The sequence below is a fragment of the uncultured Lacinutrix sp. genome (genome assembly GCF_947500605.1).
Taxonomy (GTDB): Bacteria; Bacteroidota; Bacteroidia; order Flavobacteriales; family Flavobacteriaceae; genus Lacinutrix.
Map to the genome: position 1 here is coordinate 47,098 of NZ_CANMSJ010000009.1, position 14,895 is coordinate 61,992.

16 protein-coding genes are annotated in these 14,895 nt (G+C 29.8%); 7 read left to right on the forward strand and 9 right to left on the reverse strand.

Features of this window, described 5'->3' with window-relative positions:
* Nucleotides 1–104: 104 nt before the first annotated feature.
* Complete coding sequence (locus Q0935_RS12555) at nt 105–1,391, reverse strand: hypothetical protein (RefSeq protein ID WP_299386680.1); 1,287 nt, start codon at nt 1,389–1,391, stop codon at nt 105–107.
* Nucleotides 1,392–1,513: 122 nt separating this feature from the next.
* Here Q0935_RS12555 and Q0935_RS12560 point away from each other — a divergent pair, with 122 nt between their 5' ends.
* Nucleotides 1,514–2,197, forward strand: coding sequence for a cell division ATP-binding protein FtsE (locus Q0935_RS12560; RefSeq protein WP_055435196.1), 684 nt, complete (start codon nt 1,514–1,516; stop codon nt 2,195–2,197).
* Here Q0935_RS12560 and Q0935_RS12565 read toward each other — a convergent pair whose 3' ends face one another.
* Nucleotides 2,198–3,013, reverse strand: coding sequence for a 2OG-Fe(II) oxygenase (locus Q0935_RS12565; RefSeq protein ID WP_299252811.1), 816 nt, complete (start codon nt 3,011–3,013; stop codon nt 2,198–2,200).
* 125 nt (nt 3,014–3,138) lie between these two features.
* Here Q0935_RS12565 and Q0935_RS12570 point away from each other — a divergent pair, with 125 nt between their 5' ends.
* Nucleotides 3,139–4,029 carry a glycosyltransferase family 2 protein gene (locus tag Q0935_RS12570; protein ID WP_299386684.1) on the forward strand — a complete coding sequence of 297 codons (891 nt, stop codon included), beginning with the start codon at nt 3,139–3,141 and terminating at the stop codon, nt 4,027–4,029.
* Here Q0935_RS12570 and Q0935_RS12575 read toward each other — a convergent pair.
* Together Q0935_RS12575 and Q0935_RS12580 are read right to left on the reverse strand one after the other, a co-directional pair.
* Nucleotides 4,019–4,435: an FdtA/QdtA family cupin domain-containing protein gene (locus Q0935_RS12575; protein WP_299386688.1), complete on the reverse strand. Its 417-nt coding sequence runs from the start codon at nt 4,433–4,435 to the stop codon at nt 4,019–4,021. The genes Q0935_RS12570 and Q0935_RS12575 overlap by 11 nt on opposite strands.
* Nucleotides 4,436–4,437: 2 nt before the next feature.
* Entirely contained in the window at nt 4,438–5,277 is an 840-nt protein-coding gene (locus tag Q0935_RS12580) for a glycosyltransferase family A protein (protein WP_299386692.1), read from the reverse strand.
* A gap of 35 nt (nt 5,278–5,312) precedes the next feature.
* On the opposite strand from Q0935_RS12580, the gene Q0935_RS12585 reads away from it, so the two are divergent.
* A complete protein-coding gene (locus tag Q0935_RS12585; RefSeq protein ID WP_299386697.1) occupies nt 5,313–6,452 on the forward strand; it encodes a glycosyltransferase in 1,140 nt (379 codons plus the stop codon).
* Here the strand turns inward: Q0935_RS12585 and Q0935_RS12590 are convergent.
* The 4 genes from Q0935_RS12590 to typA all read right to left on the reverse strand — a co-directional run bounded on the left by Q0935_RS12590 (nt 6,433) and on the right by typA (nt 11,766).
* Nucleotides 6,433–7,737: an O-antigen translocase gene (locus Q0935_RS12590; protein WP_299386702.1), complete on the reverse strand. Its 1,305-nt coding sequence runs from the start codon at nt 7,735–7,737 to the stop codon at nt 6,433–6,435. The genes Q0935_RS12585 and Q0935_RS12590 overlap by 20 nt on opposite strands.
* Entirely contained in the window at nt 7,737–8,837 is a 1,101-nt protein-coding gene (locus tag Q0935_RS12595) for a DegT/DnrJ/EryC1/StrS aminotransferase family protein (protein WP_299386704.1), read from the reverse strand. Before Q0935_RS12595 ends, Q0935_RS12590 begins: the two co-directional genes overlap by 1 nt.
* A complete protein-coding gene (locus tag Q0935_RS12600) occupies nt 8,834–9,697 on the reverse strand; it encodes a GNAT family N-acetyltransferase (RefSeq protein ID WP_299386708.1) in 864 nt (287 codons plus the stop codon). Before Q0935_RS12600 ends, Q0935_RS12595 begins: the two co-directional genes overlap by 4 nt.
* A 269-nt stretch (nt 9,698–9,966) precedes the next feature.
* Complete coding sequence (typA, locus tag Q0935_RS12605; protein ID WP_299386714.1) at nt 9,967–11,766, reverse strand: translational GTPase TypA; 1,800 nt, start codon at nt 11,764–11,766, stop codon at nt 9,967–9,969.
* Nucleotides 11,767–12,311: 545 nt separating this feature from the next.
* Here typA and kdsA point away from each other — a divergent pair.
* Both kdsA and Q0935_RS12615 read left to right on the forward strand, forming a co-directional pair.
* Nucleotides 12,312–13,130, forward strand: a complete 819-nt coding sequence (kdsA, locus tag Q0935_RS12610) for a 3-deoxy-8-phosphooctulonate synthase (RefSeq protein WP_299386718.1) — start codon at nt 12,312–12,314, stop codon at nt 13,128–13,130.
* A 27-nt stretch (nt 13,131–13,157) separates the two neighbouring features.
* A complete protein-coding gene (locus tag Q0935_RS12615) occupies nt 13,158–13,361 on the forward strand; it encodes a hypothetical protein (RefSeq protein WP_299386723.1) in 204 nt (67 codons plus the stop codon).
* Nucleotides 13,362–13,397: 36 nt separating this feature from the next.
* Here Q0935_RS12615 and Q0935_RS12620 read toward each other — a convergent pair whose 3' ends face one another.
* Nucleotides 13,398–13,766: a DUF1801 domain-containing protein gene (locus Q0935_RS12620; RefSeq protein WP_299386728.1), complete on the reverse strand. Its 369-nt coding sequence runs from the start codon at nt 13,764–13,766 to the stop codon at nt 13,398–13,400.
* A 166-nt stretch (nt 13,767–13,932) separates the two neighbouring features.
* On the opposite strand from Q0935_RS12620, the gene Q0935_RS12625 reads away from it, so the two are divergent.
* Nucleotides 13,933–14,541 (forward strand): hypothetical protein, encoded by a 609-nt coding sequence (locus tag Q0935_RS12625; RefSeq protein WP_299386733.1) that lies wholly within the window; start codon nt 13,933–13,935, stop codon nt 14,539–14,541.
* Nucleotides 14,538–14,867 (forward strand): hypothetical protein, encoded by a 330-nt coding sequence (locus Q0935_RS12630; RefSeq protein WP_299386736.1) that lies wholly within the window; start codon nt 14,538–14,540, stop codon nt 14,865–14,867. Before Q0935_RS12625 ends, Q0935_RS12630 begins: the two co-directional genes overlap by 4 nt.
* Nucleotides 14,868–14,895: the final 28 nt, after the last annotated feature.

Below are 14,895 nucleotides of genomic sequence, written 5' to 3' on the forward strand. Positions count from 1 at the left end.
TGTTTTAAATTTAAAAATCAAAGATAAATTAATCCTAATATGTTAACGTTAGAAATTTGTTATAATTGTTATTTAAAAGAAAAAACCCTTAGTACTCTTTCTAATTAATTGAGTTTGCTGTATTTTTTAAATAACGGATTAAATAGTAGAATTAGTGCTGCAAAAATTATCCAATCGAAATAGAAAGTATAACGTCCTATAGAATGTACAACCATTGCAATTATTAAGTTATTTGAAAATTTAAGAACAATTGCAAGTGCCAAAAACACGAATCTATAATCCTTACTTTTAATAAATAACCAAGAGCTACATGCCAAAATAAAGAAGAGTATTAATAAAACTATTCTACCTCCAACTCCTTTTATAAAACTTCGTTTTACATGTTTTACCCAGCTCTTTAAATTCGCTTTTAGTAATGGTAAAAACATACTAGATGTTAGCTCGTCTACCTTATACTGCTGTTCATACTCATTAAGACCTTTAGCTGCATAAAAATCTCTATTGTATTCGTGAATAGTTGCATTACATATTTTAGTGAAATTTCTTTCAAAAAAAACATAAGGTGCTTCATCGTCTTCTGTTGACATTTCTAAAGTCAACCTTTTAGATTCTAACCTATTAAAAGTTCTTCTAAAAAAATCTTTCTCTTCTTCAGTTTTAAAAAGAGATACATTTTCGCTATTCGCAACAAAAAATGGTGCGCTTATAAAGTGCACATATGTCATAGCATAGTTTTTGTATTGATTGATTACTATTTTATTATAAACACGTTCAGAAAAACTACTAAAAATTGGAATTAAGATTAATAAAGCGATAGATAACACACCTATTTTTATTTTTTTAGTATTGTACATTAAGTAAATACCAATTAACAATACTATTGGAATAAAGACAATAAACTGACCTCTATTAAACTGAAGTAAAAACAATACACCTATCGCTTTTAATAAAGATGAAAAACTGTTATATTTTATTGCTGTAAACAAATAAGCAACAAATATAATTACCAATGGAAATGCTAAAGACTCAGATAAAATTCTAGTTACAGAATGGTACCAAATTATAGCATTGGCTAAAAAAGTTAATTGAAAAAATAACACTGTATAAGAGTGTAGTTTTAAGCTTTTGTATAATGTGCTAAGCAAAAAATGTGTTGCAAAAACCATTAATAAATACTGAACTATAAGTGTTGGAAACGCAAAAGCATCTCCAAATATTAGCGTAAAACATTTTAAAAAAACCGAATAGACAGGAGATCTATTAATTGCCATGTCTATAAAAGCATAACTATCTGGATAAAAAGTAGGACCAACACGTAAAACATATAAACCTGCAAACAAATAAATAAGGAGGTAAACTATACGTGATTGTTTAGGTAATTGTTTTAACATAGACATTATAAATAATTAATGGCTAAATTAACATTTTTAGATTTTAATTAATTGATGAAACTATTTATCTGTCATATTTTTTTATTTTCTTTGTTACACTTATTATTAATGATAAAATCTATATGGCAAATACTGTTCTCGAATTTAAAGACGCTTCTATTTTTCAAGGTGACAGTTTAGTCTTGTCTAACGTTAATGTAGAAATAAAAAAAGGAGACTTTGTTTATTTAATTGGAAAGACTGGTTCTGGAAAAAGTAGTTTCATGAAAACTTTATATGCAGACATTCCTTTAAAAAAAGGAGAAGGTAGTATTGTAGATTTTAATTTAAATACTTTAAAAGAGAAAGACATTCCTTTTTTAAGACGAAAATTAGGTGTTGTTTTTCAAGATTTTAAATTATTAACCGATAGAACTGTTAATGCTAATTTAGAATTTGTATTAAAAGCAACAGGTTGGAAAAATAAGGCAGAAATGACTAAGCGCATGGAAGAAGTGCTAGATAAAGTAGGCATGAAAACCACTGGTTTTAAATTCCCTCACGAGCTGTCTGGAGGAGAACAGCAACGCATTGCTATTGCACGTGCTTTACTAAATAATCCTGAACTTATTCTTGCCGATGAGCCTACAGGAAACTTAGATCCACAAACAAGTGTGGAGATAATGGAAGTATTGCAAGAAATTAACAAAAACGGAAATACAATTTTAATGGCAACGCACGATTATGCTTTGCTTTTAAAGTACCCAAGTAAAACTTTAAAGTGTGATGAAAATCAAGTATTTGAAGTTGTACAACGAAGAGCTTAATTATTGCTTTTTGTAAACATGTGGATTTTTACGCACACCTTTTTTAAATACTTTTCTAACTAACATTCTTAAGCTAGAATCGAAATCTAAAAATAGGTTAGTAAATGTTTCATTTGGCCTGCCTCTAAATTTGGTAACATGAAATTTATCCGTTTCTCGCAATGCTTTATCACTAAAATAATAATTAGAAATACAACATCTCGATCCATCTATCATTACTTTATTAACAGAGTGCCATGAACTAGAATGCGTAGCCATAACTATTAACCTATTAAATTTACTTTCTATTTCTATAGGTTCTTTTTGTGGTCCATTTGGCCATAATTCTAAATGCCCTCCATTATTTTTTTCCCATTCTGGCGTAACATAATACAGTAAGTTTAAAACTCTCCAGCGTTCGCGTTCTGCATCATGAGAATTATCTAAATGAGGATTTAAAAAATTATCTTGTGCCATTAGAGATAAACCTCCTGCATAAAGTGAATCGTCTGGAAACAAAGAAGAAATGTTACATATTTCGCCAATAAGTTTTACAATTTTCTCGTTTTGAAAAGCATAAATAACTTCTTCTAATAATTGATGATGCTTATCCATTTGCGCAGACACATACTTAAACTCTTTAATGGATTTAAGTAATTTCATTTCTTCAGGCTTCGGAAAAACCTTAGCACATTCTAACGCCAATTTTTCTGGTAAAACATTATCTATATAAAAATAACCAATAGCATTTTTGCTCTCATTAAATTGTGCAATCAAAGACTGCTTATTAGTGAGAATATGGTTATAAATAATATCTGAAATAGCGTGTTTATCCAAAAGAAAATATCAAAAATTAATCTGCTGCAATTTATAATTTTTTATAGAATTATAATGCTAAAAATTAAAAAGACAATTTCTTATTTCTTCCTATTAAAAAATAGTATTTTTAAACACATAAAATTATGCTTTCAGTCTTAATCCCAACATACAACTGTAATGTTTCAAAATTAGTTACAGCAGTACATGCGCAACTAAATAATAGCAATTTCTCTTTTGAAATAATTGTGTTAGAAGATGGTAGTACGCAAAATTTAAATTCGAGCAATGGATTAAATAACACAACAATTATTGAAAACAAAAACAACATTGGACGCGTAAAAGCAAGACAAGCATTAGCAAGTAAAGCAAAATACAAATGGCTTCTGTTTTTAGATGCCGATGTTTTACCTAAAACCGAACAGTTTATAACTAACTATAGCAATACTATTAAATTAGATTTTGATGCCATTTTTGGAGGTTTTGCCTACTACAAAACGAAGCCAAAAGATTCTATTGTTTTACGTTGGAAGTACGGAAGCAAAAAAGAACAAATTCCTGCAACCACTAGAAACTTATCTCCTTATAAAGTAATTATTTCGGCTAACTACTTAATAAAAAAAGATGTTTTCAATTTAATTAACTCAAAGATTGAAGACAATAAAGGCTATGGTTTCGATAACTATTTCGCAGCCTTACTTCAAGATAATAATGTTAAAGTTTTACATATTGACAATGAGGTCTATCATCTTGGAATTGAAGAAAACAAGCAGTCCTTAAAAAAACAAGAGCAAGCTGCATTAACGTTATTACATTTTTATAAAACGGAAGACATTAAAAGTCATAGTAACGATTTACTTTTATTATTTTCGAAATTAAATCGCTATAAATTAGTTTGGTTGTTTAGTTTATTCTTCAACATTTTTAAAAGTAGCATGAAGAAAAATCTACTAAGTGGATCTCCTTCAATAACCATCTTACAGATATACAGACTTAGCTACATGTGTTATGCCTATAGAAAAGACACTACTGTTTAGATTCTACAAATTGAGAATATTCTCTTATATAATCTTCTTCCTTATAAACCTCTGAAGCTAATACCAAACATACAGCACCAGAAGAAAAATTTTCAAGTTCACGCCAAATACCATCCACTATTAATAATCCTTTGTCGGGCTTATTTAATGTAATAGTCTTTTCATTTGTGCCATCTTTTATTACTACATCAAAGCTACCACTTAAAGCAACTAATAGTTCATGGCATGCAATATGAGAATGTCCTCCTCTATTTGCATCGCTTGGGACATCAAACAAATAATAAACACGTTCTACACTGTATGGCAAGATATCATTCTCTATAACGCATAGATTGCCTCTTCTTTCTGCATCTATAATTTTAGGAATATTAATAACCTCTACGTTGTCTATTGTTGTGTTTTCCATTACTATCTTGTTTCTTGTCCTGCTTGTACTATTTTTTTATATGCTGAAATACCTTGTAATCCTGTTTTGCACTTAGCAAATAATTGGCTAAACTTAATACTATCATTATTAAGAATAACGAAAAGATATTTAAATAATCTTAAATAGCCCAAAATTCCCGAGTACTTATAAAATAATGCAGCTCTTGCAAAAATGATCCTATCACTTCCTTCTAATTTACCGGAGCTATTAATATCATGAGATAATATATAATCCGATTGAAACCAAAGTTTTAAATCTGCCTTTAAGCAGTCTCTTAAAAAAATATATTCGTCTGCCGTTTCAAAAGTAGAACCTAGTCCAAAATATGGATTAAAAATAATGTTTTTAGCTCTTACATCTTTCAATTTAAAAGCAATAACTACAGAGTTAACTTGCTTTAAAGATAACACGCTGTGCCATGTACTCGCTGTGTAATTTTTAAAATCCTTACCTTCAAGATCTTTCATCTTAAATGTAATAATATTTGCTATTGCATTCTCTTTAAAACTTTTAAGAATTACAGCTTCAAAATTAGAATTATAAATAACATCATCATCTGCAATTAAACAAACTGGGCCTTTAGCATTTTCTAAAGCTAAATTTCTACTATTAGTTAAACCTTTTGTAAATGAATTTATTACTCTAATATTTTTGTACTTAGATGTTAATAAACAATCTTTTTTCGTCTGATTAATAATGAGAAAATTATAGTTAAAATAACTATTATTAGGAAAAAGTTTTGCCAGAAAATCTAAAGAATTTCTGTTCATTGTAGACAACAGAATCTCTAATTTAAAATTAGTTTTGGTGGCATTGTTCATTAAATTATCTTTGATAACAAATGTATAAAATATAAATGAAGATTCTATTAGTTGGAGAATACAGTAGATTGCATAGTTCTTTAAAAGAAGGCTTAGTTAAACTTGGTCATGAAGTAACAATTGTAAGCTCTGGCGATGGTATGAAGAAGTTTAAAACCGATATTAATTTTAACTCTAAAATTAAATCTTTCTTCGTTTTAAATAAACTTAATAATTTATCCATTCGTTTTTTTAATACCGATTTTATTAAGATTGAAAATGCTTTCAGATTTAAAAAACTATTACCTCAGTTTAGTGATTTTGATATTGTACAGTTAATAAATGAAGACGCCCTTTTTATAGAGCCTAAAACACAAGTTGAAATTTTAAAGCAACTTGTTTCTCAAAATAAGAACTTGTTCCTTTTATGTTGTGGAGATGACTACACCTCTATTAATTATTACTTAAAAAACAGCATAAAATACTCTATTTTAACACCGTACCTAAAAAACAAAACATTAAAAAATCTATTTGTATTTTCTTTAAAATATACAACAGCACCCTACAAAAAACTTCATGATTTTTTAAAAACAGTTAGTTCTGGAACGATTGCCTCAGATATAGACTATCATCTACCAATGCTAAATCAACCTAATTATTTAGGTCTTATCCCAAACCCTATTAACACAGAAAAGATAGAGTATATTAAACCAAATACAAATAATAAAATCATTATATTTTTAGGAATAAATACGCACTCAAAAATAAAAAAAGGAATCTCGTTTTTTGAAAAAGCTTTAGATAGTATTCAAGAAAAGTATGCTGATAAAGTAACTATAAAAATCACCGAGAATTTACCTTACAGCGAGTATATAAAAATTTATAATGAATCGCATATTTTGTTAGATCAAGTGTATGCATACGATCAAGGTTATAATGCTCTAGAAGCAATGGCCAAAGGAAAAGTTGTTTTTACAGGTGCTGAACAAGAATGGTTAGATTATTACAACTTAAAAGAGAATACCGTTGCTATTAACGCACTGCCAGATGCTCAAGCTATTTTTAACTCATTAGAATGGTTGATATTAAATCCAGAAAAGATTACAGAAATTTCTAAAAATGCAAGACAATTTATTGAACGCGAACATAACTACGTAAAATCTGCTAAACAATATCTTAAGGCTTGGACCCGCTAATTTTATTATATTTAAAAGAGTACCAAATAATAATTAATACCATAAAAAAGTAAATAATATATCTAAAAAAGTGAGCCATTACAACACCTTCTGTTCCATAAATATCTACCAAAAACATAGATAAACCGTAGAACAAGGCTAACGATATTATTTCGGTAACAATAAAGCTTACTAACATCTTTTTTGCCAAGAACTGATGTGCAATTACCAATGATGCTATTTTAACAAAATCTCCCAATAATTGCCATTTAAATAAAGGCTCCATAGCATCAAAATCTGGGTAAATAATATGTGTAATTACATTTCTAAAAAGATAAATAACAACCATTCCAATGCCAAAAAGTGGTATTAATGTTTTATAAATATGTATTACTTCTTTTTTAAACTCCATTCCTGCTTGTATTCTCGCAAATTTAGGAATCACATAAAGCGTAAATAATCCTGAAGAAAATACCATATAATTTTTAGATAAAAAAAGCATTGCTGTCCAGTTTCCAGCTTCATCTTCACTAATACGGTTAGAAATTTGTGTTCTAATATCTATTTCCACAAAATTTAATAAAACAGTAGATACCAAAGACATAATTGTAAATACTAGCAATCCCTTTAGGTATATATTATTCAACTTTAAAGTATCTAATTTAATATACTTTTTTAAAGTTTTACCAAATACAAAAACACTAACTAACAGCTGTAAAATAGGAGTTATAGCAATAGCAACCAATACACCATCTAGATTAAATTGTAACAGAAAAGACACAAATAAAACACTAGACAATAAGTACGAAAACAGTTCTATTTTCGCATACTTTTTATAAGCAGAAAGTCCGTTTAAAACACCACTAAAAACTCTATTTAAAGCTATAGACGGCACTATAACTGCAAGTAATTTTATAACAAACACAAACTCACTATCTCCAAATAAATAAATCGTTATTGTGTTAGAAAATAAAAGTAATGTTAAGCTACTGCAGATAATACCAACCACTATAAAAATAAAAGTAGTAGAAAACATTTTATTTAAAAGTGCCTTATCCTCTTTTAATTCTGAAGTGTATTTTACAACACCATTAAAAACACCTAAAGAAGACGTGCTAGTTACAATACCTATTAAATTTCTAATCTGTCCTACTTTTGCTAATCCAGAAGCACCAACCGTCTCGGCTAATAAATTCTGAATAAACACAGAAACAAAAAGTTTAACACAAATTACTAAAGAATTAAGAGATGTAATCTTTAATAAAGTATGTTGTTTAAAATAGGTCTTATAATCATTTAAACTCATCAAAAAGCATTTACAGTTTTAATAACTTTAATTACTTCAGTTTCCGTTAAAACAGGACTTATTGGCAAACTTACACAGTTTCTATGTATATGCTCTGTAACAGGTAATTGTAAATCTAAAAACTCTTGTAATGCTTCTTGCTTGTGCGGTGGTTTTGGGTAATGTATTGAAGATTGGATATCATTTTTCAACAAATAATTTATAAAATCATCTCGGTTATCTACCAATACAACAAACAGATGAAAACTATGGTTTTTAGATCCATCATAAAATGGAAGTGTTATTTTTTTATTTATAATTTTAGAAAGATAGCGTTTAGCAATATCACGTCTTTTATCGTTATCCGCATCTAAATGTTGTAATTTAATATTTAATATACGAGCTTGTAGCTCGTCAATTCTATTATTAACTCCTAGCCTTACATTTTCGTATTTTCTTACAGAACCATAATTTCTTAATTCTGAAACTACTTTAGCCAGTTCATCGTCGTTAGTCGTTACAGCTCCTGCTTCACCTAAAGCCCCTAAGTTTTTACTTGGATAAAAACTAAAAGCAGCTGCGTTACTTAAATTACCGGCTCTTTTTCCTAAAACATTTTCTGCTCCATGCGCTTGCGCAGCATCTTCTATTAATAATAAACCGTGCTCTTGAGCCAATAAAGAAATCGCTTCACTATCTGCCAACTGCCCATACAAATGCACAGTTAATATTGCTTTCGTTTTACTTGTTATATACTTTTTAATAGTTGAAGCTTCGCAATTAAAGGTTGCACTATTAGGTTCCACAAAAACAGGCTTTAAACCTGCCTGGATAATAGATATAATAGATGCTATATAGGTGTTTGCAGGCACTATAACTTCGTCTCCTACATTTAATTTCCCTATTTGTATATATGCTTTAAAAATAAGAATTAAGGCGTCTAAGCCATTACTAACGCCTACGCAATGTTTTGTACCGCAGTAATTAGCGTAATTAGTTTCGAAAGCTGTTGTACCATCTCCCAAAACATAATAACCAGAATCTAAAAACTGTTGAAACTCTTTTTTAAACTGGGAGTCAAAACGTGCATTTATTTTATGTAGGTCTAGAAATTTAATCATTTAAAAGCGCGTTCTAAGTTAGTACCTGAATTTGTTTTAATAGTATATGTACGTTGTGGCATTAAATAAGCACCAAAACTTTCTTTCCAATAGGCTAATCCTAAATCTATTTTAAGCGTATCGTCTGTTGCCGAACTCCCAAAACTTATATATTTATAGTTGGAATACTTTTTAATAATAGCATCAAACAAGAAATCTAATGCTCCCGTTTCATCTCTATCTTCTTTCCCGGAACTGTATTGAAAATGCACTACGTTTTCTGTAATAAATAATACTACTCCCGCATGTAAAACAACTCCTTCTTTAGCTCCATAAAATTTTATCTCATTAGGGAATTTAGATTGTAGAGCAGCAATTTCATTATAAGTATGCACTGGTTTTACTCCAAACTTATCTTTTAAGTTTTTAGTTAATATACTTTCCCAAAATAAATCCATTCCAGAATTTACTAGTTCCATTTGCTTTTGAGCTTTCTTTATCGCTCGAGTTCTATTTCTATTGGGCTTATATTCTTTTAAATTATCTAAAACATAATAACTGTTATTTGCTACTAAGCTATAATCTATTTCCCCCAATACATATTCAAATTCTTCAGCTAAATTTTTATTATAAATAAAAGGAAGCTGCTTTATAGTTAATTCTAAAAAACCTTCAGTATTTATCCATTTTAAAAGTGTGCTAACTATATTAAAATAGTCTGATATTCTAGTCTTTTTAGAAATAACAAAACTACCATAACTTAATCCTTGATGAGAAAACAACTGATTTCCATTTCTATTTGCTGGTAATACTGCTACAAGTTTTTCGTTTTTAAAAACCAATAACGAAAAATCCTCAAACCTATCGCTATGATACTCCATAAACGCTCTTTTAAAAAGAAATGTCGCATTCTTGGCCTTAGACACAAAGTCGTCCCAAAGCTTAAGGTTTTCTGGCGTATATTTTTGTACAGTATAAATAGCGGTAATTGTTAGTTAAGGTTATGCATAGCAAAATACAATAATTTTAATTTTTTAAACAAAAAGAGCGACCAAATAGTCGCGGTTTAAATATTATTTTAATTTTAAGTAAAAAAAAAGAGAAACACTTTTCAGTGTTTCTCTTTAAATAAACTATATCTAATTGCTAATTAAGCAATTTTGTTTCTTTTTCTGTCTGCTTCTTTTAACCAAATTTTACGTAAACGTAAGTGGTTTGGTGTAACCTCAACATACTCATCTTTTTGGATGTATTCTAAAGCTTCCTCTAAAGAGAATTTAATTGCTGGTACAATTTTAGCTTTATCATCTGCTCCAGAAGAACGTACATTACTTTGCTTTTTAGCTTTTGTAATGTTAATATTCATATCATCTTGACGAGAGTTCTCACCAATTACTTGACCTTCATAAATATCTTCACCTGGTTCTACGAAAAACTTACCTCTATCTTGTAATTTATCGATAGAATAAGGAATTGCAGTTCCATTCTCCATAGATACTAAAGATCCAGAAACACGACCTGGAATAGCACCTCTTAAAGGTTGGTATTCTTTATAACGGTGTGCCATAATAGCCTCACCAGCAGTAGCAGTTAATAATAAGTTACGTAAACCAATAATACCACGAGAAGGGATTAAGAATTCGCAAATCATACGATCTCCTTTAGCTTCCATAGAAAGTAACTCACCTTTACGTAATGTTACAAACTCTACAGCTCTACCAGATACATTTTCTGGAAGGTCAATAGTTAACTCTTCAATTGGCTCACATTTAACACCATCAATTTCCTTGATAATTACTTGTGGCTGTCCAATTTGAAGCTCGTAACCTTCACGACGCATAGTTTCAATTAATACAGATAAGTGTAATACACCACGACCAAATACCATGAATTTATCTGCACTTCCTGTTTCACCTAATTTAAGTGCTAAGTTTTTCTCTAGCTCTTTTTCTAAACGGTCTTTAATATGACGAGATGTTACAAACTTTCCATCTTTTCCAAAGAAAGGCGAATCGTTAATTGTAAATAACATACTCATTGTAGGCTCATCTATCGCAATAGATTTTAAACCTTCAGGATTTTCAATATCAGCAATAGTATCACCAATTTCGAAACCTTCAATTCCTACTAAAGCACAAATATCTCCAGTTTGAACGCTCTCTACTCGTTTACGTCCTAAACCTTCAAATATAAATAACTCTTTTATTTTAGTTTTCGTAACAGTACCATCTCTTTTTACTAAAGATACAGCTTGTCCTTCTACTAGACCACCTCTTTGTAATCTACCAATTGCAATACGACCAGTAAAAGAAGAGAAATCTAAAGATGTAATTAACATTTGCGTTGTTCCTTCCTTAAAATCAGGTGTTGGAACATGCTCAAGTACCATATCTAATAATGGTTCAACATTATCAGTTTCATTTTTCCAATCATCACTCATCCAGTTGTTCTTAGCACTACCGTAAACTGTCGGGAAATCCAACTGCCACTCTTCTGCACCAAGTTCAAACATAAGATCGAAAACTTTTTCATGTACAATATCAGGAGTACAGTTTTCTTTATCTACTTTATTTACAACCACACAAGGCTTTAAACCTAAGTCAATCGCTTTCTGTAATACAAAACGCGTTTGAGGCATTGGTCCTTCAAAAGCATCTACTAATAAAACAACACCATCGGCCATGTTTAAAACACGCTCAACTTCACCACCAAAATCGGCGTGACCAGGAGTATCAATAATGTTAATTTTTGTACCTTTATAAACAACAGATACGTTTTTAGACGTAATGGTAATACCACGCTCACGTTCTAAATCGTTATTATCAAGAATTAAATCTCCTGTGTTTTGGTTTTCACGAAACAATTGACAGTGGTACATGATTTTATCTACCAATGTTGTTTTCCCGTGATCTACGTGTGCAATAATTGCAATATTAATAATCTTATCCATAATGTGTGCCTTATTTTAAGCGTGCAAAGGTACTTATTTTTTATTGAAATACACCTATTATATTTTTATTTGGGCATTACGTTGTGTTGCTAATCTATTTTTAGGTCAAAATTAAGGTAAGTAACTGAGCAACAAAACGTCGGGCTTTCACTACTCGCTCTCTGCGAGGAGCTCAAACATGTCGTTCAATCCCTAATGCAGTACTTGTTATTTTTAGGTTATTAAATTAAAGTTTAATTATAACCATAAATTAAAATTTTAAATACAAAAACTAACCCGAAATTTGAGGTCTCAAACTTGTTAAGCTTGTAGAGAAACAATAAAAAATTTGAACAATTAATCTAAAAGTAACAACTTGACTTTGTCAAAAAAAAAGTCGAAATTCGCTTATCTTCTGATATAAAACATTGAAACGATTTTATATCAACGAAACAATAAGCGAACAACTAAAAAAGACGTATTAATTTCACAGTTATCTTTTCAATTTAAAGTTCTGCTTCAACTTCATTTATTTATCTTTGCAATCAAACTTAAGACTACTACATATGCTACTTCAAGACATACCTAAAATAAAACATACAAATTCTAATAACTTTTTTCTTTTATGTGGACCTTGTGCCATAGAAAGCGAGGACATGGCTTTTAGAATTGCAGAACGTGTTCTAGAAATCACTAATAAATTAGAAATTCCTTACATTTTTAAAGGCAGTTTTAAAAAAGCCAACAGAAGTAGAATAGATAGTTTTACAGGAATTGGAGATGAGAAAGCCTTAGAGATATTAGCAAAAGTTTCAGAAAAATTTAATGTTCCTACAGTTACAGATATTCACGAAGTTAGTGACGCTGCAAAAGCAGCTCAATATGTAGATGTATTGCAAATACCTGCTTTTTTAGTACGCCAAACAGATTTAGTTGTTGCTGCTGCAAAAACAGGAAAAGTTGTAAACCTTAAAAAAGGTCAGTTTATGAGTCCGGAAGCTATGAAGCATGCTGTACAAAAAGTAAAAGACGCAGGAAGCGACAAAGCTTGGATTACAGACAGAGGTACTATGTTTGGTTACCAAGATATGATTGTAGATTTTAGAGGCATACCAACTATGCGAGAATTTGCACCTACAGTATTAGACGTTACACATTCTTTACAACAGCCAAACCAAAGTGCTGGAGTTACAGGTGGTAGACCAGACATGATAGAAACTATTGCACGTGCTGGAATTGTAAACAATGTAGATGGTTTATTTATAGAAACACATTTTGATCCTGCAAATGCAAAAAGTGATGGCGCTAATATGCTACATTTAGATAATTTAGAAGGCTTATTAACTAATTTAACTGCTATTAGAAAGTTAGTTAACACTTTATAAAACTTGATTGAATTAATTCTTAGTGGATTGGGATATTTAATATTAAAATTTAGGTATCCCAATACATACGAAAGACAACAAATATTTGAAGACGTTTACGATAGTTCATACCTAAATGTAGGAAGCGAACCGTTTTTAAAAATTGGTGCTTCGTTTCTTTTTATCTTATTATCCTTATTTTTAATTGCAGTTATTTATGCTGTATTTAGGCACGGTCCTGTTCCTGATTAATTGCAATCTGCTTTTTTTTAGATTTTAATCTAAAACTTACTTCTTATAAAAACCTGGTTCTTTATTACTGTTTACCTGTTTTAAAATAGAAATTAAAACAACATCGTTTACATTTTCTAACGTTTTATATCGCAACGATTTTACTACTTTTCGGTTTTCACTTATTAAACGCTCTGTATATTTAGTAATATAACTTGAATGCCAAAATGCAATATCTACAAACTCGTTTTTATGGCTCGCATTTAAATAGCAAATAGGACGTTTACCAACATAATAACAAGGTATATTCCATTTATATTTCAACTCCGCTTCTGGGATAGTGTGCTCTATAATAACTTGCACGTGTAACAATATAGAACGGTATGGCTCTGGTTGGTTTATAATATAGTTCTCTGCAGGATTCATTCAATAGAATATTCGTTTCGAAATTAAAATTAATAAAAGCTATTACAAAACAACGTTTAATTGGCTTCTAATTTTCAACTTAAATAATTCTTATTAAAATTGGGAAACAATTAACTTGTTTAATTCGATAAATTCAATTTACTTTGTAATTCAAAGTACTTTTGTTATGAGCGATAAAGATTATTTAAAAGACATTAGTGAGATTAAAAACTTAATGAATAAAAGTTCACGCTTTATATCACTAAGTGGATTGTCTGGAATACTCGCCGGAGTTTATGCACTTATTGGAGCTGCTGTAACTTACTACTTAGTAAACTCTTATAGTTATGGCGTATTAACTCTTGACGGTTGGATATTTAGAACTGTAATGTTCGTATTGTTTTTGGTTGCTTTTTTTAGCGCTGTCACAGGCATTTTTCTTACAACTAGAAAAGCTAAAAAAAATGGTGAAAAAATTTGGGACACTTCTTCAAGACGATTAATCTTTAATTTTTTAATTCCATTAGTTGCTGGTGGCTTATACATTCTAATTATTTTAGCACAAGGAAAATATGGCCAAACAGGTGGTTTAATGCTAATATTTTATGGGTTAGCTTTAGTTAGCGCATCGAAATACAGTATTGGTGACATTAAATATTTAGGCTTTATAGAAATAATTTTAGGCCTTATTGCTACGCTTTATCCTGGTTATGGTTTTTATCTTTGGATAATAGGATTTGGTGTTATGCATATTATATACGGATCTATTATGCATTTTAAATACGATACAAAATGAGTAAAACATTAAAAGTAGGAATAATTGCAGCCATTATAGTTTACGCCTGTGGTTTACTATATACTTATTACGATAATATTAAGTTTGAGGAGCGTGTTGCTTTTTACGATATTGATAAAAACGGATTAATTGATAATGAAGAAATAACAAAAAACTCTGTTGCAACTGTTAAGCAAATGGCCAAACGAAAGACCACAAAGCAAGCCTTTATTATGTTAATTCCAGTATCATTAATCTTTGGTTTATTTACAGGTGGTGCATCTTATCTTTTTCGAAAAATTAAATATATTAACGATAATGAAATCGATTATCGAAAACGACAATAAATTAATAACTAAATAGATTCTTGCCTGC